17 protein-coding genes and 1 pseudogene are annotated in these 20,805 nt (G+C 66.9%); 11 read left to right on the forward strand and 7 right to left on the reverse strand.

Annotated elements, in window-relative coordinates; genetic code table 11:
- Nucleotides 1-64 precede the first annotated feature (64 nt).
- Nucleotides 65-331 (reverse strand): annotated as a pseudogene (locus ACMT1E_RS00005) (alpha/beta hydrolase); the annotation flags it as partial.
- 47 nt (nt 332-378) lie between these two features.
- On the opposite strand from ACMT1E_RS00005, the gene ACMT1E_RS00010 reads away from it, so the two are divergent.
- Genes ACMT1E_RS00010 through ACMT1E_RS00040 form a run of 7 tightly spaced genes read left to right on the forward strand, consistent with a single transcriptional unit; the run spans nt 379 to nt 7,528 of the window.
- The gene (locus tag ACMT1E_RS00010) at nt 379-852 is read left to right on the forward strand and encodes a prepilin peptidase (protein ID WP_414901379.1); all 474 of its coding nucleotides are present in this window, start codon (nt 379-381) and stop codon (nt 850-852) included.
- Between the two features lie 49 nt (nt 853-901).
- The gene (gene cpaB, locus ACMT1E_RS00015) at nt 902-1,912 is read left to right on the forward strand and encodes a Flp pilus assembly protein CpaB (RefSeq protein ID WP_414901381.1); all 1,011 of its coding nucleotides are present in this window, start codon (nt 902-904) and stop codon (nt 1,910-1,912) included.
- A gap of 1 nt (nt 1,913) precedes the next feature.
- Nucleotides 1,914-3,530 (forward strand): type II and III secretion system protein family protein, encoded by a 1,617-nt coding sequence (locus ACMT1E_RS00020; protein WP_414901382.1) that lies wholly within the window; start codon nt 1,914-1,916, stop codon nt 3,528-3,530.
- A 20-nt stretch (nt 3,531-3,550) separates the two neighbouring features.
- Nucleotides 3,551-4,195 carry a CpaD family pilus assembly protein gene (locus tag ACMT1E_RS00025; RefSeq protein ID WP_414901384.1) on the forward strand — a complete coding sequence of 215 codons (645 nt, stop codon included), beginning with the start codon at nt 3,551-3,553 and terminating at the stop codon, nt 4,193-4,195.
- Entirely contained in the window at nt 4,195-5,478 is a 1,284-nt protein-coding gene (locus tag ACMT1E_RS00030; protein ID WP_414901386.1) for a pilus assembly protein CpaE, read from the forward strand. Before ACMT1E_RS00025 ends, ACMT1E_RS00030 begins: the two co-directional genes overlap by 1 nt.
- A gap of 52 nt (nt 5,479-5,530) precedes the next feature.
- On the forward strand, nt 5,531-6,505 hold the full coding sequence (locus tag ACMT1E_RS00035) for a type II secretion system F family protein (protein WP_414901388.1): 975 nt from the start codon (nt 5,531-5,533) through the stop codon (nt 6,503-6,505).
- 18 nt (nt 6,506-6,523) lie between these two features.
- Nucleotides 6,524-7,528, forward strand: coding sequence for a type II secretion system F family protein (locus ACMT1E_RS00040; RefSeq protein WP_414901390.1), 1,005 nt, complete (start codon nt 6,524-6,526; stop codon nt 7,526-7,528).
- A gap of 71 nt (nt 7,529-7,599) precedes the next feature.
- Here ACMT1E_RS00040 and ACMT1E_RS00045 read toward each other — a convergent pair whose 3' ends face one another.
- Nucleotides 7,600-8,484, reverse strand: a complete 885-nt coding sequence (locus ACMT1E_RS00045) for a TraB/GumN family protein (RefSeq protein WP_414901391.1) — start codon at nt 8,482-8,484, stop codon at nt 7,600-7,602.
- Between the two features lie 50 nt (nt 8,485-8,534).
- A complete protein-coding gene (locus tag ACMT1E_RS00050) occupies nt 8,535-9,395 on the reverse strand; it encodes a TraB/GumN family protein (protein WP_414901392.1) in 861 nt (286 codons plus the stop codon).
- Between the two features lie 144 nt (nt 9,396-9,539).
- Here ACMT1E_RS00050 and ACMT1E_RS00055 point away from each other — a divergent pair, with 144 nt between their 5' ends.
- From ACMT1E_RS00055 to ppdK, 3 genes are all read left to right on the forward strand, one after another.
- The gene (locus ACMT1E_RS00055; protein ID WP_414903479.1) at nt 9,540-10,379 is read left to right on the forward strand and encodes a glycine--tRNA ligase subunit alpha; all 840 of its coding nucleotides are present in this window, start codon (nt 9,540-9,542) and stop codon (nt 10,377-10,379) included.
- 153 nt (nt 10,380-10,532) lie between these two features.
- On the forward strand, nt 10,533-12,731 hold the full coding sequence (gene glyS / locus ACMT1E_RS00060; RefSeq protein ID WP_414901393.1) for a glycine--tRNA ligase subunit beta: 2,199 nt from the start codon (nt 10,533-10,535) through the stop codon (nt 12,729-12,731).
- An 86-nt stretch (nt 12,732-12,817) separates the two neighbouring features.
- On the forward strand, nt 12,818-15,484 hold the full coding sequence (gene ppdK, locus ACMT1E_RS00065; RefSeq protein WP_414901394.1) for a pyruvate, phosphate dikinase: 2,667 nt from the start codon (nt 12,818-12,820) through the stop codon (nt 15,482-15,484).
- 26 nt (nt 15,485-15,510) lie between these two features.
- Here the strand turns inward: ppdK and ACMT1E_RS00070 are convergent, their stop codons facing one another.
- From ACMT1E_RS00070 to glpX, 4 genes are all read right to left on the reverse strand, one after another.
- Nucleotides 15,511-16,002 (reverse strand): hypothetical protein, encoded by a 492-nt coding sequence (locus ACMT1E_RS00070; RefSeq protein ID WP_414901396.1) that lies wholly within the window; start codon nt 16,000-16,002, stop codon nt 15,511-15,513.
- A 70-nt stretch (nt 16,003-16,072) separates the two neighbouring features.
- Nucleotides 16,073-17,644, reverse strand: coding sequence for an amino acid permease (locus tag ACMT1E_RS00075; protein WP_414901397.1), 1,572 nt, complete (start codon nt 17,642-17,644; stop codon nt 16,073-16,075).
- Between the two features lie 117 nt (nt 17,645-17,761).
- Nucleotides 17,762-18,139, reverse strand: a complete 378-nt coding sequence (locus tag ACMT1E_RS00080; RefSeq protein ID WP_414901399.1) for a histidine triad nucleotide-binding protein — start codon at nt 18,137-18,139, stop codon at nt 17,762-17,764.
- A 28-nt stretch (nt 18,140-18,167) separates the two neighbouring features.
- A complete protein-coding gene (glpX, locus tag ACMT1E_RS00085) occupies nt 18,168-19,157 on the reverse strand; it encodes a class II fructose-bisphosphatase (RefSeq protein ID WP_414901400.1) in 990 nt (329 codons plus the stop codon).
- A gap of 372 nt (nt 19,158-19,529) precedes the next feature.
- Here glpX and ACMT1E_RS00090 point away from each other — a divergent pair, with 372 nt between their 5' ends.
- On the forward strand, nt 19,530-20,750 hold the full coding sequence (locus tag ACMT1E_RS00090) for an MFS transporter (protein ID WP_414901402.1): 1,221 nt from the start codon (nt 19,530-19,532) through the stop codon (nt 20,748-20,750).
- Nucleotides 20,751-20,805 lie beyond the last annotated feature (55 nt).

Below are 20,805 nucleotides of genomic sequence, written 5' to 3' on the forward strand. Positions count from 1 at the left end.
CGGCGAAGAAGCGAGCCAGGTCGGCGATCCACGTCGCGAAGTCCTCGACATGGCCGACCATCGGATCGGCCGACAGCCGACCGGACCCGCCCTGACCGCGCCAGTCGAATGATTCTATACCCCATCCGGCGGCGTGCCAGCGCGCGAACGCCTCGAAATATTTCTCCGGAATGTCGCCGCGACCGCCCTGAAACAGGATCGACCCGCGCGGCGGCACGGCGTTTGAATCCCAGCGGAAATGGCGCAGCGGCCAGCCGTCGGCGGCCGCCCACGGCGCCAGCGTCGCTCCTTCCGGAAGGCGTCGGCGGACTGAGTCGGACAGCGGAATCACCGGCGTTGGTTACGGTTTGGCAAGTCGTGGCGTCTAGAGCTTTAAGCATGTGGGGGGAATCACTGTCTCTGGCGCTTCTGGCCATCCTGGCGTTGCTGCTGCTGTGCGCGGCGGCCAACGACCTGCATGATCGGACGATCGCCAACGGCCTGAACATCGCGATTGCGCTGCTCGCGCCGGTCTACTGGTGGGCGTCCGGGCTGGCGCCCTGGCCCGACATGGCGATCCAGCTCGGGCTGGGCGCGGCGGTGTTCGCCATCTTCGCCATCGTCTTCATGCTCGGCGGCATGGGCGGCGGCGACGTCAAGCTGCTCGGCGCGCTGGCGCTGTGGCTGCCGTTGCTGTCCATCGTCCAGATGCTGATCGTCATGTCCATCGTCGGCGGCGTGCTCACTCTGGGCATGCTGGCGGTCCACAAGCTGCGGCGCGCAAGTACCGAACTTGAAATACCCTACGGCGTCGCAATTGCCGTCGCCGGGCTGTGGGTGATTACCGAACGATATTTTAACCAATTTACTTGATGAAACGTGCCGGGACCTTTGCGGTCCGCGCGGGAGGCGACTGAACGTCATGGATGGAAAGAAGATCGCTCTGCTGGTCGGTGCGCTTGTCATCGCGGTGATTACCGCCCTGATGGCACGCAGCCTGATGTCCGGCACCACGGCACCCACTGCTCAGGCAGCGGCGGTGCCCGATGATTCGCCGCAGGTTCTGGTGGCGACCAAGGCGTTGCCGATCGGTACGATCGTCGAACAGGACGCATTTCGCTATCAGCCCTGGCCGAAGGAGCTGATGCAGTCGGCCTACTTCGTCAAGGGCGAGGAAGGTGGCGATCCGCAGCAACTCGTCGGCCGTGTCGTTCGCTATGCGGTCACCGCCGGTCAGCCGCTGACTCAGGGCGCGCTGGTTAAGCCCGGCGATCGCGGCTTCCTGGCCGCGGCGCTTGGACCGGGCATGCGCGCGGTGACGGTGGCGGTGTCCGCGTCCAGCGGTGTCGCGGGCTTCGTGTTCCCTGGCGATCGCATCGATCTGGTGGTGACTCAGGAGGTGCGCGGCGGTGGCGATGGCCCGCCGCTCAAGACCTCGGAAACGTTCGTGCGCAATCTGCGCGTGCTCGCTACCGATCAGCGCACAGACAGCACCGACGAAGACGGCAAGACCAAGGTGCTCGCTTTCTCGACGGTTACGCTCGAGGCGACGCCGCGCATCGCGGAGAAGATCGCCGTCGCGCAGACGGTCGGCCAGCTGTCGCTGTCGCTGCGCTCGATCGCCGACAATGCTGCGGAGCTCGAGCGGGCGATCGCCGCCGGCGAGGTGACGGTGCCGGGCAACGGCGACCCGAAGGCGGAAAAGCAGATGCTGCTGCAGATCGCGTCGCGCCCGATCGAGTCCAATGACAGCTTCGTCACCGGCGCGGACGTGTCGCGGTTTCAACGCCGCACCGTACCGGCCAAGGAAAGCTCCGCCGGCAACGGCGCGGCGAACGGCGGCACCGGTATGATCGGTCCGCGCCCGGAAGGCCCGGTGGTCCGGGTGGCGCGCGGCAACACGATCACCGACGTCGCGGTGGGGGGTAAATAAGATGTTCGATCTGAAGACGCAGATGCGCCGCACCGTCGGTCCGGCGATTGCCGCCGCGCTGGCCGCCGCGACGATCGCGGCAAGCGCGCCGCTGTTCGCCGCGCCGACCACGCAGGCGCCGACCACCACCATGGACCTGTCGAAGGGCCGCGGCCGGCTGGTCAACCTGTCGGCGCCCATGAGCGACCTGTTCGTCGCCAACGACAAGGTGGCCGACGTCCAGGTCCGCTCGCCACGCCAGCTCTACATCTTCGGCAAGGATGCCGGCGAAACGACGATCTACGCGACGGCCAAGAACGGCGCGGTGGTTTTCTCGACCAACGTTCGCGTCGGCACCAACGTCGAGACGGTCGATCAGATGCTGTCGCTGGCCATGCCGGATGCCCGTATCGTCGTCACGCCGATGAACGGGCTGGTGCTGCTGACCGGCACCGTCGCCAACCCGGACGACGCGGCCGAGGCGGAACGCCTGGTCACCGCCTTCGTCGGCGAGGAAACGCAGGTGGTCAGCCGCCTGCGCAACGCGACGCCGCTGCAGGTCAACCTCCAGGTCCGCATCGCCGAGGTCAATCGCGATCTCGTCAAGGAAATCGGCGTCAATCTGCTCAGCCGCGACACGACCGGCGGGTTCCTGTTCGGCGTCGCCCAGGGGCGCAATTTTGGCTCGATCGGCAATACCGACCTGTCCGGCTTGCCGCAGCTCGACGCCTCGTCGATCTTCGGCCTGCCCAGCGGTTCGCTGAAGCTGCCGTTCGATCCGACGACCGGCCAGTTCATCACCAAGGCGGGCACTGCCTATGACATGGCGAAGCTCGGCCTTGGCGCTGGGAAAACCAGCATCGGCCTCGCCGGCCGGCTGTTCGGCCTCGACATCGCCTCGGCGCTGGACCTGGCCGAAACCGACGGCCTGGTGACAACGCTCGCCAACCCAAATCTGACGGCGCTGTCGGGTGAAACCGCCAGCTTCCTGGCCGGTGGCGAAATTCCGATCCCGATCAGCCAGGGGCTGAATCAGGTCACGATCGATTATAAGCAGTACGGTGTCAGCCTGGCGTTCACGCCAACGGTGCTGGCCGATGGTCGCATCTCCATGCGCGTCCGGCCGGAAGTGTCGCAGCTGACCAGCGCTGGCGCGGTGGTGCTGAACAGTTTCAGCGTGCCAGCCCTGACCACCCGTCGTGCCGAAACGACGGTCGAGCTGGGGTCCGGCCAGAGCTTCATGATCGGCGGGTTGCTTAGTGCCACGCACAACAACAGCGTCGATAAGGCGCCCGGGCTCGGCAACCTGCCGATCCTCGGTGCGCTGTTCCGTTCCACCCGCTTCCGGCGGCAGGAGACGGAACTGATGATCATCGTCACGCCCTATCTGGTCCGGCCGGTTTCGGCCAACCAGCTTGCGCTGCCGACCGACGGATACAAGGCGCCGACGGATGTCGAGCGCGTGCTGCTCGACAAGACATTCGACGGCAAGACCGGCGAGAAGCGGCCGGTGCCGACCATGGCGCCACCGACGACGTCCACCACCGTGCCGGCGCCGGTGCCCGCGCCGCAGGCGTCGGCCGCAGGCAGGGGCAAGCAGAACAGCCAGGCGGTGGCGCCCGGTTTCTCGTTCAAGTGATCCGCGGGGAGAACAGCATCATGCGTAGCCTTTCCACATCGACGCTGATCGTGCTCTCGCTCGGTCTTGGCGCCTGCGGCACCGGCAGCACCGGTTTCAACCAGGGGCTGGAGACCGTGCATCAGCCGGTGGTCAGCCGCACCGACTATGTCATCGACCTCGCCAGCGGCGGTGCCGGCCTGGCTCCGGGTGAGCGCGAACGGCTGGCTGGTTGGTTCGCTTCGATGCGGATCGGCTACGGCGATCGCATTTCGGTTGACGATCAGGCTGCCTATGGTGGCGCGAACGCGCGGGATGCGGTCGCCCAGCTTGCCGCCGAACAGGGATTGATGCTGGCCGACACCGCGCCGGTCACCGCGGGGGAAATCCCGCCGGGCGCCGTCCGTGTCGTTGTCAGCCGCACCCGTGCCGAAGTGCCGACCTGCCCCGACTGGGGCCGTGGTTCGACCGAGATGACTGGCTCAAACATGTCCAATTACGGTTGCTCGGTCAGCACCAACCTCGCCGCGATGGTCGCCAATCCGGAAGATCTGATCCACGGCCGTGATCCGGCCGGCGCCAATGACGCCAGCACCTCCGGCCGCGCGATCAAGCAGTATCGCGAACGCAAGCCAAGCGGCGACGGCGATCTGAAGTCCGAAACCACATCGAAAGGCAGCAACTGATGAACGCGCCCTGGAGTCCTTCGCGCGCGGGGAATTCGCGCGAACCGTTCATCGCCTTCGTCTGCGACGACGCTACCGCCGATCAGCTGCGGCCGATCGCGGTCGAACTCGGCTGGTCGGCCGACAAGGTCAACAAGGGCGGGCTACGCAACGCGGTGCAGACGCTGTCGGTGTCGGCTAGCCCGAGCGTGCTGTTCGTCGACCTGTCCGAATCGGGCGATCCGCTGAACGACATCAATGCGCTCGCCGAAGTGTGCGAGCCGGGCACGGTAGTGATTGCCGCCGGCCAGGTGAACGACGTGCGGCTTTACCGCGATCTCGTCGCCAGCGGCATTCAGGATTACCTGCTGAAACCGTTCAGCCCCGATCAGTTGCGCGACACCTTCGCGCAGGCGCAGGCGGCGTTCAATGCGCCGCGCAACGCCGAACCAGCGGCGGCTGAGCGTCCGCACCTGGTGGTTGCGGTCGTTGGTGCGCGTGGTGGTGTTGGTGCCTCGACGACGGCGACTTCGCTGGCCTGGCTGTTCGGCGAGAAGGGTGGTCGCTCGACCGCGCTGCTCGACCTTGACGTCCATTTCGGTACCGGTGCGCTAGCGCTTGACCTTGAGCCGGGCCGTGGCCTGACCGACGCGATCGAGAATCCAAGCCGTATCGACGGGCTGTTCATCGAACGTGCGATGGTAAAGTCGAACGAGAAGCTGGCGGTGCTGTCGGCGGAGGCGCCGATCCATCAGCCGATGGCGTCCGACGGCTCTGCGCTGTTCCAGTTGCAGGAAGAGATGAAGGCGGCGTTCGAATGCACCGTCGTCGATCTTCCGCGCCACATGCTGGTCCAGCATCCGCACTTGATCAGCGACATCAACAGCGTCGTCATCGTCACCGAACTGACGCTGGCGGCCGCGCGCGACGTCATTCGCCTGCTGGCCTGGTTGCGCGCCAACGCGCCGCAGGCGGTGCCGTTCGTGGTCGCAAACCGGGTGGCGGCGGCCGGTGTCGGCGAACTGGCGCGCAAGGACTTCGAAACCTCGATCGAGCGCAAGGTCGATTTCGTCGTCCCGTATGATGCCAAGGTCGCGGCCCAGGCGGCTAAGCTTGGTAAGCCGCTCGCTGAAGCGGGCAAGGGCGCGAAGGTCGGCCAGGCGCTGCAGGCGCTTGCCGCCCGGCTCGTCGCTTCGTTCGAGGATGGCGAGGAGAACGCGGCGCCTGAAGACGGCCGCAAGCCAAGCCTGCTCGGCAAGCTGGGTGGCCTGAAGGCGATGATGCCGAAGGCGAAGAAGAACTGAACCGTCGGGCGGCGCCACCGCGCCGCCGGGCGATAGCTTGGATGAATTGCTGATGGCCCTGCTTCCGCTGCTTCTGGTCCTGTTCGGCATGCTGTGCGTGTGCGCGATGCTGTTCGTCGCCTTCGCCGGGCCGTCGCTCGACAAGGTCCAGCGGCGGCGGATCGGCATGATCCGCGAACGGCACACCGGCAACGCCGGCGGCGTGGTAGAGGCGCAGATGCGCCGTATTCTTGCCGCACGAGAGACGCGGATGGACAGCGCGCTGGCCCGGTTCATTCCCAATCCGGAACTGCTGCGCAAACGGTTGGCGATGACCGGCAAGGACTGGAGCGTCGGCAAATATGCCCTCGCCTCGATCGGCCTGTTCGCGCTGGTTTTCCTGCTGCTCGAGTTGCGCGGTGCGCCGTTGCTGCTGGCGGTCGGGGTTGCGCTGTTTGTCGGTCTTGGCGTGCCGCATTTCGTCGTTGGCATGATGGTCAAGCGGCGGATCGGCAAATTCACCGCCCGCTTTCCCGATGCGATCGAACTGCTGGTCCGCGGCCTGCGCGCCGGCTTGCCGATCTCGGAAACGCTGACCGTGGTGTCGACCGAGGTGCCCGGCCCGGTTGGCGAGGAATTCCGCAACGTCAGCGACAAGATCAAGATCGGCCGGACGATGGACGCCGCACTGCAGGAAACGGCGGAACGCCTCGGCACGCCGGAATTCCAGTTTTTCGTCATTACCCTGGCGATCCAGCGCGAGACCGGCGGCAATCTGGCGGAAACCCTGTCCAACCTTGCCGACGTGCTGCGCAAGCGCGCACAGATGAAGCTGAAGATCCGGGCGATGTCGTCGGAATCGAAGGCGTCGGCCTATATCGTCGGCGCGCTGCCGTTCATCGTCTTCACGCTCGTCTACATCATGAACCCCAAATATCTTGGCGGCTTCTTCACCGACGAGCGGTTGATCATCGCTGGCTTGGGCGGGTTGGTATGGATGTCGATCGGCGGCTTCATCATGGCCAAGATGGTCAATTTCGAGATTTGAGCGGAGAAGGCGTTCATCATGGGTGAGATTCCTGCCGCTGGCCCGACGCTGCTGGGTGTCGACGTCCTCTGGGTCGCGACGCTGTTGTCGGCGGTCGCCACTTTCTTTGTGCTGGTCGCGCTCTATGCGGCGACGACGGTTCGCGATCCGATGGCCCGCCGGGTCAAGGCGCTGAACGACCGCCGCGAGCAGCTGAAGGCGGGCATTACCGCCCCGGCCTCCCGCCGCCGGGCGAAGCTCGGCGCCAAAAGCGCGACGACGCAGCGGATGCGTTCGTTCCTCGCCAGCCTGAAGGTGCTGCAGGACGAACAGTTGAAGGCAGCGCAGAAGAAGCTGATGCAGGCTGGCATCCGCTCCAAGGATGCGGCGGTCGCCGTCATCTTCGGCCGGCTGGTCATCCCGTTGCTCGCCGGTGGCTTCATCCTGCTGCTCGTCTACGGCATCGACTATTTCCCGACCTGGTCGCCGATGAAGAAGTTCCTGCTCGTCGCCGGCGTGCTGATCGGTTCGTACAAGGCGCCGGATATCTGGCTGAAGAACCAGATCGCCAAGCGCAGCACCGCGATCCGCAAGGGCCTGCCCGATGCGCTCGACCTGCTGGTGATCTGCGCCGAAGCCGGCCTGACCGTCGACGCGGCCTTCGGCCGGGTCGCGCGTGAGCTGGGGCGCGGCTATCCGGAACTGGGCGACGAATTCATGCTGACCTCGATCGAGCTCGGCTTCCTGACCGAACGCCGTCAGGCGTTCGAGAATCTTGCCAACCGCGTCGATCTGGAAGCGGTTCGCGGCGTCGTCACGACGATGATCCAGACCGAGAAATACGGCACGCCGCTCGCCTCGGCGCTGCGCGTGTTGTCCGCCGAATTCCGCAACGAGCGGATGATGCGGGCGGAGGAGAAGGCCGCGCGGCTGCCGGCGATCATGACCGTGCCGCTGATCTGCTTCATTCTGCCGGTGCTGTTCATCGTCATCCTCGGCCCGGCCGCCTGCTCGATCTCCGACTCGTTCCTGAACCAGCAATAGGGCGCGATACGGTCCCTGACGCGCGGGGGTGATACGGACGAGCTGCCTTTAACGATCCGAGTCGGGATGGGCTATTGCAGCCGCTCGACTTTCAGGCCTTTCGCTTTCAGCATTTCCAGCACCGAGTCCTTGCCGGCGAGGTGGCCGGCGCCAACGGCGACCATCACCGTGCCGGGTGTGGCGAGGCGCTGTTCGATCCATGCTGTCCACGCGGTATTGCGCTGGCGGATCAGGCGGTCCGCCAGGGTCAGCGACAGCTTCAGTTCCTCATCGAAGGTGACGGCGATGGTGCGAACATCACCCCGGCCCCAGGCCTTGATCATCCGGGTGACGTCGTCCGCCTCGCCCGAAGCCCCGTCGAGCATGCCGGTCAGCAGCTGGCGCTGCGCGTCTTCCGGCAGCGTGTCGAAATAGGCGAGTTGCTGCGCCGTCGTCTCCAGCCCCAATATCGGCTTGCCGGAATCGCCGAACAGCTTGCCGAGCTGCTTGTCGACGCCGTTGGCCGGGCTGGCCCCGGTCGCGGCGCTGCTCGCCCCGCCGATCGCCAGCGCCGCCGCCCAGGTCTTCAGCCGGTCGAGCTGCGCCGGCTTCAACCCGACTTTGTCGATCGCCGTCTGCAATGCGGCGCGCTTGTCTGCCGGCACCCGGTCCAGGATCGGTGGCAGGCCGGCGGCCGTCGCCACCGCGCGATAGGCCTCGGCATTGCCTGCGGCGTTGCTGACATCGGCGATCTCCATCACCAGCGTGTCGGAGCGGGCCAGCGCCGCGTCGAACTTCGCCGTGCGCCAGCGGTAATTCTTGGGCAGCATGTGGATGGTGCCGAACAGGTAGATCGTCGTGTCCGGATCGGACACGCGCCACAGGGCCGGACGGGCGTTTTCGGCCTGGCCGGAGCCGGCGCAGGCGGAAATCAGCAGCGCCGCGACCGGCGCGAGTAATCGGAACAGGCGGCTCATCTGCCCGTACGTAGCGCTACGAAGCTGAACCGCCGGCGACAACGCGCGGTTCAATCGCGCACCCGCGCCGTCATCATGCCGCGCGCGGCGAGCATCGTCTGCACGCTGTCCTTGCCGGCAAGATGCCCGGCACCGACCGCGACAAACACGGTGCCCGGCCGGCCGAGCCGCGCCTCGATCCAGCCTGCCCAGCGGGCATTGCGGTCGGTAAGCAGCCGCTTCGCGATCTCCGGATTCTCGGCCAGCGACTCGTTCATGATCGCGCCCAGCCGTTCCGAGTCGCCGGCCGCCCAGGCGTCGACCATCTTCGCCATTTCCTCTTTCAGCCGGGGCAGTTCCTCGACCGTGCTGTTCAGGAACGCGACCTGCAGCGGTTCCGGCAGCGAATCGAAATAGCCGAGCTGCTGGTCGAATGTCTCAAGCTCTCCGATCGGCTTGCCGGCGGCCCTGGCGGCGGCGGTCAGCGCCTTTTCAACCCCGGTTTCGGCCGAATAGCCAAGCGCCTGCAACGGCAGGATCGACAGGGTGGTGGCGACGAACCACGGCTCCATCCGCTCGAACGCCCCCGCCGGCACGCCAAGCGCGGCGAGCGCCGCCTGATAGGCCGGGCAGGCGACCGCCATCTTGGTGCAGAGCGGCGGACCGTCGGCATCGATCGCCCGCGCCAGCATCGTCCGTCCCGCGCTGCCGTCCTCCGGCGCGATCATCTCGATCACCAGCTCGTCGGCGGCGTCCAGGCCCGCCTTCACCTTACCGTGCAGCCAGTCGATGTCGGCGGGCAGGACATGGACGGTGCCGAACAGATAGATCGTCGTGTCCGCGTCCTTCACCACCCACAGCGCGGGGGTGGCGTTTCGCGCCGCCACCGGGGCGGCGAGCAGCATCAGCAGCAGGGCAAGAAGGCGTGTCATCGCCCCCGCCCATAGCCCGGCTTTGTCGCTTCGTCTTGCGCTTTGCTTGATTCCGCCGCCGCCATCCGCCAAAGCGGCGCCATATTTTGTGCGACCGCGAAAGAAACGATCTTGGCAGAGGCGAAGACGCCCAGTTTCCAGCAGATGATCCTGACGCTCCACGCTTATTGGAGCGCGCGCGGCTGCGTCATCCTCCAGCCTTACGACATGGAGATGGGCGCCGGCACCTTCCATCCGGCAACGACGCTGCGCGCGCTGGGGCCGGAACCGTGGAACGCCGCCTTCGTCCAGCCGAGTCGTCGCCCGACCGATGGTCGTTATGGCGAGAACCCCAACCGGCTGCAGCATTATTACCAGTATCAGGTGGTGTTGAAACCCAGCCCGCCCGATGTGCAGGATCTCTATCTCGGCAGCCTGGCGGCAATCGGCGTCGATGCCGCCGCCCACGACATCCGCTTCGTCGAGGATGACTGGGAAAGCCCGACACTCGGCGCCTGGGGGCTGGGCTGGGAAGTGTGGTGCGACGGCATGGAAGTGTCGCAGTTCACCTATTTCCAGCAGATGGGCGGTTTCGACTGCAAGCCGGTGGCGGCGGAGCTGACCTACGGGCTGGAACGGCTGGCGATGTACATTCAGGGCAAGGACAATGTCTACGACCTGGCGTTCAACGACACAGGCGTCACCTATGGCGACGTGTTCCTTGAGAATGAACGCCAGATGTCGACCTGGAATTTCGAGGTCGCCGATACCGACACGCTGTTCGACCTGTTCCGCAAGGCGGCGGCGGAGTGCGAGCGGTGCCTGGACGCGAAGCTGCCGATCCCGGCCTATGAGCAGGCGATCAAGGCCAGCCACGTCTTCAACCTGTTGAACGCCCGCGGCGTCATCTCCGTCGCCGAGCGGCAGGCCTATATCGGGCGCGTCCGCGACCTGACCAAGGGCAGCTGCGCCGGGTGGATGGAAAAACACGGGTGGGCGGCGTGACCGGTATCGGGCTGGTGCGTCCCTCGACTGCGCTCGGGATGGACGGGTCTTGGCTGATCCGATCAACCACAGCCGTTTCGCGCGCACCCCAACCGTCCATCCCGAGCGCAGTCGAGGGACGCACCCCGCCCCGCCAGCAGGAAGGCGCCCGTCATGGCTGATTTCCTGCTTGAGCTGCAGTCGGAGGAAATCCCCGCGCGGATGCAGGCGCGGGCGCGCGACGACCTTGCCCGTCTGTTCGCCGAGGAAGTCGGCAAGGCCGGGCTGGCCGCCGAGGCGATCGAGACCTTCGCCACCCCGCGCCGACTGGCGCTGATCGCGCGCGGCCTGCCGCTGGAAACGGCGGCGGTCAGCGAGGAATTGAAAGGCCCGCGCGTCGGCGCGCCGGATCAGGCGATCGACGGCTTCCTGCGCAAGACCGGGCTTGGCCGCGACGCGCTGGTCGAGCGCGACGGGGTGTGGTTCGCCCATGTCGAGACGCCCGGCCGCGCCACCGCGCAGGTGCTGGCGGAAGCGGTGCCGGCAATCGTCCGCGCATTCCCCTGGCCAAAATCGATGCGCTGGGGCACCGACTCGCTGTCGACCGAAAGCCTGCGCTGGGTGCGGCCGCTGCACGGCATCATCGCGCTGCTCGACGGCGCGGTGGTGCCGTTCGAGATCGCCGGGGTCGCCGCCGGCGACAGCACCGTCGGCCACCGGTTCCACAGCAGCGGCACGATCCGCATCGCCAGCGCCGCGACCTATGCCGATCAGCTGCGCGCCGCCCATGTCATCGTCGACGCCGGTGAGCGGGCGGCGATTATCGCGAAGGGCGCCGCCGCGCTGGCCGACGGTGCCGGGCTGAACCTGGTCGAGGACGCCGGGCTGCTCGCCGAAAATGCCGGGCTGACCGAATGGCCGGTGCCGCTGCTCGGCCGCTTCGACCCGGACTTCCTGACCGTGCCGCCGGAAGTGATCCAGCTCACCGCGCGGGTGAACCAGAAATATTTCGTTTGCCGCGACGCGGCGGGCACGCTGGCCAACGCCTTCATCTGCGTGGCGAATATCGAGGCGGCCGATGGCGGCGCCCGGATCGTCGAGGGCAACCGCAAGGTGCTCGCCGCCCGTCTGTCCGACGCGCGCTTCTTCTACGAGACCGACCTGAAGGTCCGGCTTGAGGATCAGTTGCCCAAGCTAGAAAAGATCGTCTTCCACGAAAAGCTCGGCACCGTCGCCGACAAGGTTGACCGGGTGGCGAAGCTCGCCCGCTGGCTGGTCGAGCAAGGCATCGTCGGCACATCCGCTCCGGCCAATTCCCCGCCCCCATCCGTCCATCCCGAGCGCAGTCGAGGGACGCAGGATGCCGGACTGGGTGCGTCCCTCGACTGCGCTCGGGATGGACGGGGACAGGCTGATTTGGCCGAGCGGGCGGCGCGGCTGTGCAAGGCCGATCTCGTCACCGGCATGGTCGGCGAGTTCCCGGAGTTGCAGGGCATCATGGGCGGCTACTACGCCGCCGCGCAGGGCGAGCCCGCCGAAGTCGCCGAAGCGATCCGCGACCACTACAAGCCGGTCGGTCAGGGTGACGCCGTGCCGACCGCGCCGGTGACGGTGGCGGTGAGCCTGGCGGATAAGCTGGATACACTATGCAGCTTCTTCGAGATCCAGGAGTACCCCACCGGCTCCAAAGATCCGTTCGCCCTAAGAAGGGCGGCGATCGCGATCATCAACCTTCTCGAGCGCAACGGGTTGAAGCTGCACATTGGCGAGGCGGTAAGGCAAGGTTGGCTGGGGCATTCGCCAGATAAGGCTTTGACTGACGCCGAGATTGCAAGGCGCGGAACAGCCATTCCCGTGACTGACTATCTCTGGAATTTCATGGTCGACCGCCTGAAGGTCCAGCAGAAGGAAGCCGGCGTCCGCCACGACCTGATCGACGCGGTGTTCGCGCTCGGCGGCGAGGACGATCTTGTCCGCCTGCTCGCCCGCGTCCATGCGCTCCAGGCCTTCGTCGCGACCGAGGACGGCGCCAACCTGCTCGCCGGTTATCGCCGCGCCGCCAACATCCTGAAGAAGGAAGGCGTCACCGACAGCGAATGGGCGGCACCCGACTATGCCACCGAGCCGGCGGAAGCGGCGCTGATCGCGGCACTCGATGCGGCCGAGCCACTGGCGGAGCGGGCGGTGGCGGCGGAGGATTTCGCCGGGGCGATGGCGGCGCTGGCCAGCCTGCGCGCGCCGATCGACGCCTTTTTCGACGCGGTGACGGTCAACGACGCCGATCCCGCGAAGCGTACCGCCCGGCTGGCGCTGCTCGCCCGCATCCGCGATGCGGTGCACCACGTCGCCGATTTCTCGCGGATCGAGAAATGAGCGCGCAGACATAACAATGACCGGGTAACCGGCGCGAAACCGCTTTTCGTATCGGCTTTGTTTGATTTCGCAGGGATGGGGTTGGAATGACGCAATATGTGTACCGCTTCGGCGGCGGTGTTTCGGACGGCGGCCAGGGCGACAAGAATCTGCTGGGCGGCAAGGGCGCCAACCTGGACGGCATGGCCTCGATCGGCCTGCCGGTGCCGCCGGGCTTCACCATCTCCACCGCGATGTGCACCCGTTATTATGAGGACGGACAGCACTTTCCCGACAGCCTGCGCGCGGAAGTCGCAGCCGGCCTGACCCATATCGAGGGGATCACCGGCAAGCGGTTCGGCGACGCGGCCGACCCGCTGCTGGTTTCCGTCCGTTCCGGCGCGCGGGTGTCGATGCCGGGGATGATGGACACTGTCCTGAACCTAGGCCTCAACGACCGGACGGTCGAGGGGCTGGCGGCGGTGTCTGGCGACGCGCGCTTCGCCTGGGACAGCTACCGCCGCTTCATCCAGATGTATTCGGATGTGGTGCTGGAACTGGACCACGGCGCGTTCGAGGAAGCACTTGAGGTGGCGAAGGAGGACAAGGGCCATTTCCTCGACACCGACATGACTGCCGATGACTGGCAGGCGCTGGTCGCCAGCTACAAGAAGATCGTCGAGCAGCAATGGGGCAAGCCGTTCCCGCAGGACGTGAACGACCAGCTGTGGGGTGCGATCGGCGCGGTGTTCGGGTCGTGGCAGTCGGAACGCGCCAAGGTCTACCGCCGGCTGAACGGCATCCCCGGCGACTGGGGCACCGCCGTCAACGTGCAGGCGATGGTGTTTGGCAACATGGGGGAAACGTCGGCGACCGGCGTCGCCTTCACCCGCGACCCGGCGACCGGCGAGCGCGCCTATTACGGCGAATTCCTGATCAACGCGCAGGGCGAGGACGTCGTCGCCGGCATCCGCACCCCGCAATATCTGACCCTGGCGGCGCGCGAGCGGGCCGGGGCCAAGGCGGCGTCGATGGAAGAAGCGATGCCGGAGACGTTTGCCGAGCTGGCCGGCGTCTTCGCGCTGCTCGAAGACCATTACCGCGACATGCAGGACATCGAGTTCACCGTCGAGCGCGGCAAGCTGTGGATGCTGCAGACCCGCAACGGCAAGCGCACCGCCGCCGCCGCGTTGAAGATTGCGGTCGACATGGCGAACGAGGGGCTGATCAGCCGCGACGAGGCGGTTGCCCGCGTCGACCCGGCGGCGCTCGACCAGTTACTCCACCCGACGCTGGACCCGGCGGCGCCGCGCGACGTGCTGACCAGTGGCCTGCCGGCCAGCCCCGGCGCCGCGTCCGGCACGGTGGTGTTCGACGCCGACACGGCGGAAAAGCACGCGGCGCAGGGCGAAGCGGTGATCCTTGTCCGTGTCGAAACCAGCCCGGAAGACATTCACGGCATGCACGCCGCCAAGGGTATCCTGACCGCGCGGGGCGGCATGACCAGCCACGCCGCCGTCGTCGCCCGCGGCATGGGCCGGCCCTGCGTCTCCGGCGCGGGTACGCTGGCGATCGACGCCAAGGCGCGGCTGTTCCGCGTCGGCGAGCGGACGATCAGGGAAGGCGAGACGATCACCATCGACGGCGCGTCCGGCGAGGTGATGGCCGGAGAAGTGGCGACGGTGCAGCCGGAGCTGGCCGGCGATTTCGGCACGCTGATGGCGTGGGCCGACGGCGCCCGCCGGCTGAAGGTGCGCACCAATGCGGAAACGCCGCATGACTGCCGCACCGCCCGCGATTTCGGTGCCGAAGGCGTCGGCCTGTGCCGGACCGAGCACATGTTCTTCGACGCCGGCCGGATCACCGCCGTGCGCCAGATGATCCTCGCCGACAGCGAGCAGGGCCGCCGCGCCGCGCTCGACAAGCTGCTGCCCGAACAGCGCGCCGACTTCACCGAGATTTTCGAGGTGATGACCAGCCTGCCGGTGACGATCCGCCTGCTCGACCCGCCGCTGCACGAATTCCTACCGCACGAGGAGGCGGAGTTCGCCGAGGTAGCGGAAGCAGCGTCGGTCGCCGTCGACGCGCTGAAGCGCCGCGCCGCCGAGCTGCACGAGGTCAATCCGATGCTCGGCCACCGCGGCTGCCGGCTGGGCGTGACCTATCCCGAAATCTACGAGATGCAGGCTCGCGCGATCTTCGAGGCGGCGTGCGATGTCGCCGCTAGGACCGGCAACGCGCCGATCCCGGAGGTGATGGTGCCGCTGGTCGCCACCCGGCGCGAGCTGGACCTGATGAAGGGGATCATCGACGACACCGCCAAGGCGGTGTTCGTCGAGAAGGGCCGCGAGATCGCCTATCTGGTCGGCACGATGATCGAGCTGCCGCGCGCGGCGCTGAAGGCGGGCGAGATCGCCGAGGTCGGCCAGTTCTTCAGCTTCGGCACCAACGACCTGACCCAGACGACGCTGGGCGTCAGCCGCGACGACGCCGGCCGATTCCTGACCAGCTATGTCGACAAGGGCATCTTCGCCCGCGACCCGTTCGTCAGCATCGACACCGAGGGCGTCGGCGAGCTGATCCGCATCGCGGTCGAGCGCGGCCGGGCGACCCGGCCGGATATCAAGCTCGGCATCTGCGGCGAACATGGCGGCGACCCGGCCTCGATCGCCTTCTGCGAAGGCGCCGGCCTCGACTACGTCAGCGCCTCGCCCTACCGCGTGCCGATCGCGCGGCTGGCGGCGGCACAGGCGGCACTGAAAAGCCGGGGCTGAACCGGCGTGTCCCGCCCGCCGCGGCCTCAGCCGTAGCGGGCGCGGACCTCGTCGATCTTGCCGGCGCGCAGCAATGCCGCCTGCTCGCGCCAATGCTCGTTCGCGATGCGGCCGGGCGCGAAGCCCAGCCGGCCTTCCAGCGCGGCTTCCTCCTCCGCCGACAGCGCCTCGATCGCACGGTAACTGTGGATGCCGGCCGCATTCAGCCGCGTCTCACCGGCTCGATCGATGTCGCGGATCAGGGTCAGGTCGTCGTGCCGCCCGGCCGCCGCCGCGCCGATCGCGCCGCCGGCGAGCGGATCGGCGCCGGGCACCTGCCGCTCCAGTTCGGCAATACGGGCATTGGCGGCGGCGATCCGCGCCTCATGGTCGGTACGCAACGCGGCATGCGCCTCCCGCTCCCGCGCCAGCGCCCGCTTCCACTTGCCCGATCCGCCGCGCACCAGCAGGCCGACGGCAAAGGCAAGCAGCAGCAGGAAGGTCACATAGACCCATTCGTCCGATGTCAGGCTCATCATCGCGCACTCTCCCTTCCGGAAGAGCGCGCGAGATGGCCGGACGTTCCCTTACCCGATCAGCGCGCGGCTATCAGGCCTGTTTGTCGCCCGGGGTCGGGGCGCCGGGCAGCGGCGGCACGGGGAGCGGGGGCGCGTCGGGGTCCAGTTCCGGCACGTCGGTGATACCACGGCCGACATAGCTGTGGCGGCGACTATAGCCGAAATAGATGAGCAGGCCGACAAGCCCCCACACCGGCAACACCAGAATCGCGACCAGCGGCAGCTTCACGTAAAGGCCAAGGCAACCGAAGATGGCGAGCGGCGCGACGAGGCCGATCAGCGGGGTACGGAACGGCCGGTGGCGATCCGGGTCGGTCTTGCGCAGCACCAGCACCGCGATCGCGACCATGGCGAAGGCGAACAGCGTGCCGGAATTGGAATAATCCGCCAGCTTGCCGACCGGCAGGAACGCCGCCGCGACCATCACGACGATGCCGGTGAAAATGGTGACGATATGGGGCGTGTGATACCGCGGGTGTACGCTGGCCAGCTTGGCTGGCAGCAGCCCGTCGCGCGCCATAACGAAGAACACGCGGGTCTGGCCGAACATCATCATCAGAACCACTGACGGCAGGGCGATAAAGGCGGCAAGACCGATCAGGTTGCCGACTTTTACCCAACCGGCGCTGCGCAGCACGTGGGCCAGTGCCTCCTTGGAGCAGGCGAGCGGTTCGTTCAGGCCGCTGGCGACGATCTGTGCGCAGCGCTGGGCCAGTTCCGGCGTGCCCGGCGACAATATCTCGCCACCAAGGCCGCGCACCGGCTGCGCGCCGATCGCGCCGATCGCGCCAGCTGACACCAGCAGGTAGAAGACGGTGCAGATCAGCAGGCTGCCGATCAGGCCGATCGGCACGTTGCGCTGCGGGTTCTTTGTTTCTTCCGCTGCGGTCGACACCGCGTCGAAGCCGACATACGCGAAGAAGATCGACGATGCCGCGCCGACGACGCCAATCGTCCCCCAGCCGTTCGGCAGGAATGGAATGAACTCGTCCTGCTTGATGACCGGAATGGTGAGGGCGATGAACAGTGCCAGCGCCGCGACCTTGATCGCGACCAGAACAGCGTTGACCCGCGCGCTTTCCGTTGTGCCGATGATAAGCAGCCAGGTGACGAGGCCGGCGATCACCACCGCCGGCAGGTTGATCATGCCGCCCTGGCTTGGCCCGACGGCCAGCGCTGCGGGAATGGTTATGCCAAAAGCGCTGTTCATCAACCCGACGAAATAGCCGGACCAGCCGACTGCGACCGCGCTGGCGCCCACCGCATATTCGAGGATCAGCGCCCAGCCGACCATCCACGCCATCAATTCGCCCATCACCGCATAGGTGTAGGTGTAGGCGGAGCCGGCAACCGGCACCATCGACGCCAGTTCGGAATAACACAGCGCCGCGACCGCGCAGACGAAGCCGGCGATGACGAAGCTGATCATCATCCCCGGCCCGGCCTTCTGCGCCGCTTCGGAGGTAAGGACAAAAATGCCGGTGCCGATGACCGCGCCGACGCCGAGCATGGTCAGCTGAAAGGCGCCGAGGCTCCGGCTCAGACCCTTCTTCTCGGCGGTCGCGAGAATGGCGTCGAGCGGTTTGACGCGTCCGAAGATCATTAAGTGGTTCCCCCATGAATGGCGGGGAACCCCCGCACAATTATGTTGCGCGGAAGCGTAGAGGCTAATCCGGCTGGCGCAATAGTCTTGAAGTTGTTTTCGTGGCCCGGGCCGGGCCTAGGGCGCCAGCATTGGCCCCAGTGGGCGCCCGCCGAAAAGGTGGACGTGCAGGTGCGGCACTTCCTGGTGACCGTGCTGGCCGACATTGGCGAGCAGGCGATAACCGGGCGCGACCAGGCCCTGTTCGCGTGCGACAAGCCCGACGGCGCGGATGAAGCCGGCGATCGCCGCATCGCTCGCCTGCGCGGAGAAATCGTCCCACGACACGTAGCGGCCCTTGGGGATCACCAGAATATGGGTCGGCGCCTGGGGATTGATGTCATGGAACGCCAGGGCGTGCTCATCCTCATAGACCCGGCGGCACGGCAGTTCGCCGCGCAGGATGCGGGCAAAGACGTTCGTATCGTCATAGGGTTGCGTCGCGTCGATCGGCATGGCTGTTCCCTTGCGTTTCAGCTCCGGCTCAGGCCTGTTTGCGGTGCTCGCCCTTGACCCAGCGGACCGTGCCCGAACTGGCGCGCATGACGACGCTCTCGGTGGTCATGACCCCGCCCTTCAACCGCTTCACCCCGTCGAGCAGCGACCCGTCGGTCACGCCGGTGGCGGCAAAGATGCAGTCGCCTTGCGCCAGATCGGTCAGGTCGTAGATCTTGTTGAGGTCGGTGATCCCCCATTTGCGCGCACGCGCCCTCTCATCGTCGTTGCGGAACAGCAGCCGCCCCTTGAACTGTCCGCCGACGCAGCGCAACGCCGCCGCGGCCAGCACGCCTTCCGGCGCGCCGCCGGAACCGATGTAGATGTCGATCGTCGTGTCAGGATTGGTGGTCGCGATCACGCCGGCAACGTCCCCGTCCGGGATCAACATGATGCCGCAACCAAGCGCACGCAGCTCGGCAATCAGTTTCTCGTGGCGGGGCCGGTCGAGCACGCAGGCGATGATTTCGCTCGGCGCGACGCCCTTGGCGGCGGCAACCGCGCGCACATTGTCCGACGCCGACTTGTCGAGGTCGATGACTCCGTCGGGATAGCCGGGGCCAACCGCCAGCTTCTCCATATACACGTCCGGCGCGTTCAGCAGGCAGCCTTCCTCGGCAATGGCCAGAACCGCCAGCGCGTTCGGCCCGGCCTTGGCGGTGATCGTCGTCCCTTCCAGCGGGTCGAGCGCGATATCGATGCATGGCCCCTTGCCGATCGCCGAACCGACCTTCTCGCCAATATAGAGCATTGGCGCCTCATCCCGCTCGCCCTCGCCGATCACCACGGTGCCATCCATGTACAGGCTGTTCAGTGCCTCGCGCATCGCCTCGACGGCGGCGGCGTCGGCGGCCTTCTCGTCGCCCCGGCCGACCAGCGTCGATGCCGCGATCGCCGCCGCCTCGGTGACGCGGACCATTTCCAGCACCAGCACCCGGTCGAGCACGTGACTGGCGGCGATTGAGGGGGGATTGGCCATTGTAAATTCCTCTTGGTTTTGCTGGGGCGATAGGCGAGCCTTGCGGCAATGTCGAGAATTGCGCTGCGGGTTCGCGATCGTGCCTGCCCTGTCCGTCCTCCCCGGTCGATGGCGCCAAATGTGCCGCACGCAGAAGGCACAAGCGCATCCGCCGCCCCGATTCGCCAGGGCTGCTGCGGCACGCTGGTCAGCAACCGCTGTCGCGGCGGACTTGCCTGTTTGCGCTCGCGTCAGCTGTCGTTCGGCGGGCGGGCCGTATCTACAACCCGGACGCGGCAGGTTCGCCGTCGATACCCCGCTGCGCTAAGGCGCGGGCGAATATATCCGCCGTTGGGGGTTCCACCGCCGCCCGGCTCTTGCCATGGGGGCATGATGACCGGGTCTGACGACACCAGAATGCCGCCGTTCGGCGAGTTTGTCGCGATCGTCGCCGCGTGCATGGCGATGACCGCGCTGTCGATCGATTCGATGATGGCGGCGTTGCCGGCGATCGGCGAGGCGCTGGCTGTGGAACAGCCCAACACCCGCCAATGGGTCATCGGCGCCTTCGTCCTGGGCATTGGTGTCGGCCAGATCATCCACGGGCCGCTGTCCGACCGCTTCGGCCGGCGGCGGGTGTTACGGGTCAATCTTGTTCTGGCCGCTCTGTTCAGCCTTCTGGCGGCGCTGGCGCAGGATTTCACGCTGCTTATCGTCGCGCGGGTGGCGGCAGGTGTCGCGGTCGCTGCCTGCCGGGTGCTGGCGATATCCATCGTCCGCGACCGGTTCAGCGGGCGCCAGATGGCCCGGGTGGTCAGCCTCGCCTACATCGTGTTCATGGCGGTGCCGATCCTGGCGCCGACGATCGGGCAACTGATCCTGCTCGTCGCCGAATGGCGGTGGATTTTCGCGGTGCTGGCGGTCGCGACTTTCGGCCTGTTCCTGTGGACCGGCCTGCGCCTGCCGGAAACCCTGCCCCCGGAACGACGGCTTGCGCTGTCTTTTCCGACGATCGCCGCTGGCTGGCGGACGGTGCTGAGCGAGCGGATGTCGGTCGGCTACACGCTGGCGCTCGCCCTGCTGTCCGGGGCGCTATTCGGCTTCATTAACTCGGTTCAGCAGATTTTCTCGGATACATTCGCGTCGCCACGCCTGCTCGGCCCTGTCTTCGCGGCAATGGCCGGGACGATGGCGGTAGCGGCGGTGTTCAATTCCCGCTTCGTCATCCGGATCGGCACACGCCGGATTTCGCACGGAGCACTGCTCGTCTTCATTGCGCTGGCGGCGCTGCACCTGGCGCTTGCCATGCTCGACCGGGAAACGCTGGTCAGCTTCGCGTTTGTCCAGGCTCTGATGATGGGGTGCTTCGGGCTGGCCAGCGCCAATTTCGGCGCGATGGCGATGGAACATATGGGCGGACTCGCCGGTACCGCAGCGAGCGTGCAGGGTTTTGTCGCAACGCTGGTCGGCGGTGCGATCGGCATCGCCATGGGGCAGGCGTTCGACGGCACCACCGTTCCGCTTGCGCTCGGCTTCCTGCTGTGCGGGGTCAGCGCATTCGTGGCGGTGTTCGTCACCGAACGTGGCCGGTTGTTCGAACCGCATATGGGCTGATCGCGTCGCCCCGGAACCGGTGGCTCGCGTTATCGTTTCAGCCCTGAAACAACAG

Source organism: Sphingomonas flavalba (genome assembly GCF_047553045.1).
Lineage (GTDB): Bacteria > Pseudomonadota > Alphaproteobacteria > Sphingomonadales > Sphingomonadaceae > Sphingomonas_L > Sphingomonas_L flavalba_A.

What these genes read in the sequence shown, in the direction of transcription:
- ACMT1E_RS00010 (WP_414901379.1), top strand. Translation starts at nt 379, where the DNA reads ATGTGGGGGGAATCACTGTCTCTGGCGCTTCTGGCCATCCTGGCGTTG.
- cpaB (WP_414901381.1), top strand. Translation starts at nt 902, where the DNA reads ATGGATGGAAAGAAGATCGCTCTGCTGGTCGGTGCGCTTGTCATCGCG.
- ACMT1E_RS00020 (WP_414901382.1), top strand. Translation starts at nt 1,914, where the DNA reads ATGTTCGATCTGAAGACGCAGATGCGCCGCACCGTCGGTCCGGCGATT.
- ACMT1E_RS00025 (WP_414901384.1), top strand. Translation starts at nt 3,551, where the DNA reads ATGCGTAGCCTTTCCACATCGACGCTGATCGTGCTCTCGCTCGGTCTT.
- ACMT1E_RS00030 (WP_414901386.1), top strand. Translation starts at nt 4,195, where the DNA reads ATGAACGCGCCCTGGAGTCCTTCGCGCGCGGGGAATTCGCGCGAACCG.
- ACMT1E_RS00035 (WP_414901388.1), top strand. Translation starts at nt 5,531, where the DNA reads ATGGCCCTGCTTCCGCTGCTTCTGGTCCTGTTCGGCATGCTGTGCGTG.
- ACMT1E_RS00040 (WP_414901390.1), top strand. Translation starts at nt 6,524, where the DNA reads ATGGGTGAGATTCCTGCCGCTGGCCCGACGCTGCTGGGTGTCGACGTC.
- ACMT1E_RS00045 (WP_414901391.1), bottom strand. Translation starts at nt 8,484, where the DNA reads ATGAGCCGCCTGTTCCGATTACTCGCGCCGGTCGCGGCGCTGCTGATT.
- ACMT1E_RS00050 (WP_414901392.1), bottom strand. Translation starts at nt 9,395, where the DNA reads ATGACACGCCTTCTTGCCCTGCTGCTGATGCTGCTCGCCGCCCCGGTG.
- ACMT1E_RS00055 (WP_414903479.1), top strand. Translation starts at nt 9,540, where the DNA reads ATGATCCTGACGCTCCACGCTTATTGGAGCGCGCGCGGCTGCGTCATC.
- glyS (WP_414901393.1), top strand. Translation starts at nt 10,533, where the DNA reads ATGGCTGATTTCCTGCTTGAGCTGCAGTCGGAGGAAATCCCCGCGCGG.
- ppdK (WP_414901394.1), top strand. Translation starts at nt 12,818, where the DNA reads ATGACGCAATATGTGTACCGCTTCGGCGGCGGTGTTTCGGACGGCGGC.
- ACMT1E_RS00070 (WP_414901396.1), bottom strand. Translation starts at nt 16,002, where the DNA reads ATGATGAGCCTGACATCGGACGAATGGGTCTATGTGACCTTCCTGCTG.
- ACMT1E_RS00075 (WP_414901397.1), bottom strand. Translation starts at nt 17,644, where the DNA reads ATGATCTTCGGACGCGTCAAACCGCTCGACGCCATTCTCGCGACCGCC.
- ACMT1E_RS00080 (WP_414901399.1), bottom strand. Translation starts at nt 18,139, where the DNA reads ATGCCGATCGACGCGACGCAACCCTATGACGATACGAACGTCTTTGCC.
- glpX (WP_414901400.1), bottom strand. Translation starts at nt 19,157, where the DNA reads ATGGCCAATCCCCCCTCAATCGCCGCCAGTCACGTGCTCGACCGGGTG.
- ACMT1E_RS00090 (WP_414901402.1), top strand. Translation starts at nt 19,530, where the DNA reads ATGACCGGGTCTGACGACACCAGAATGCCGCCGTTCGGCGAGTTTGTC.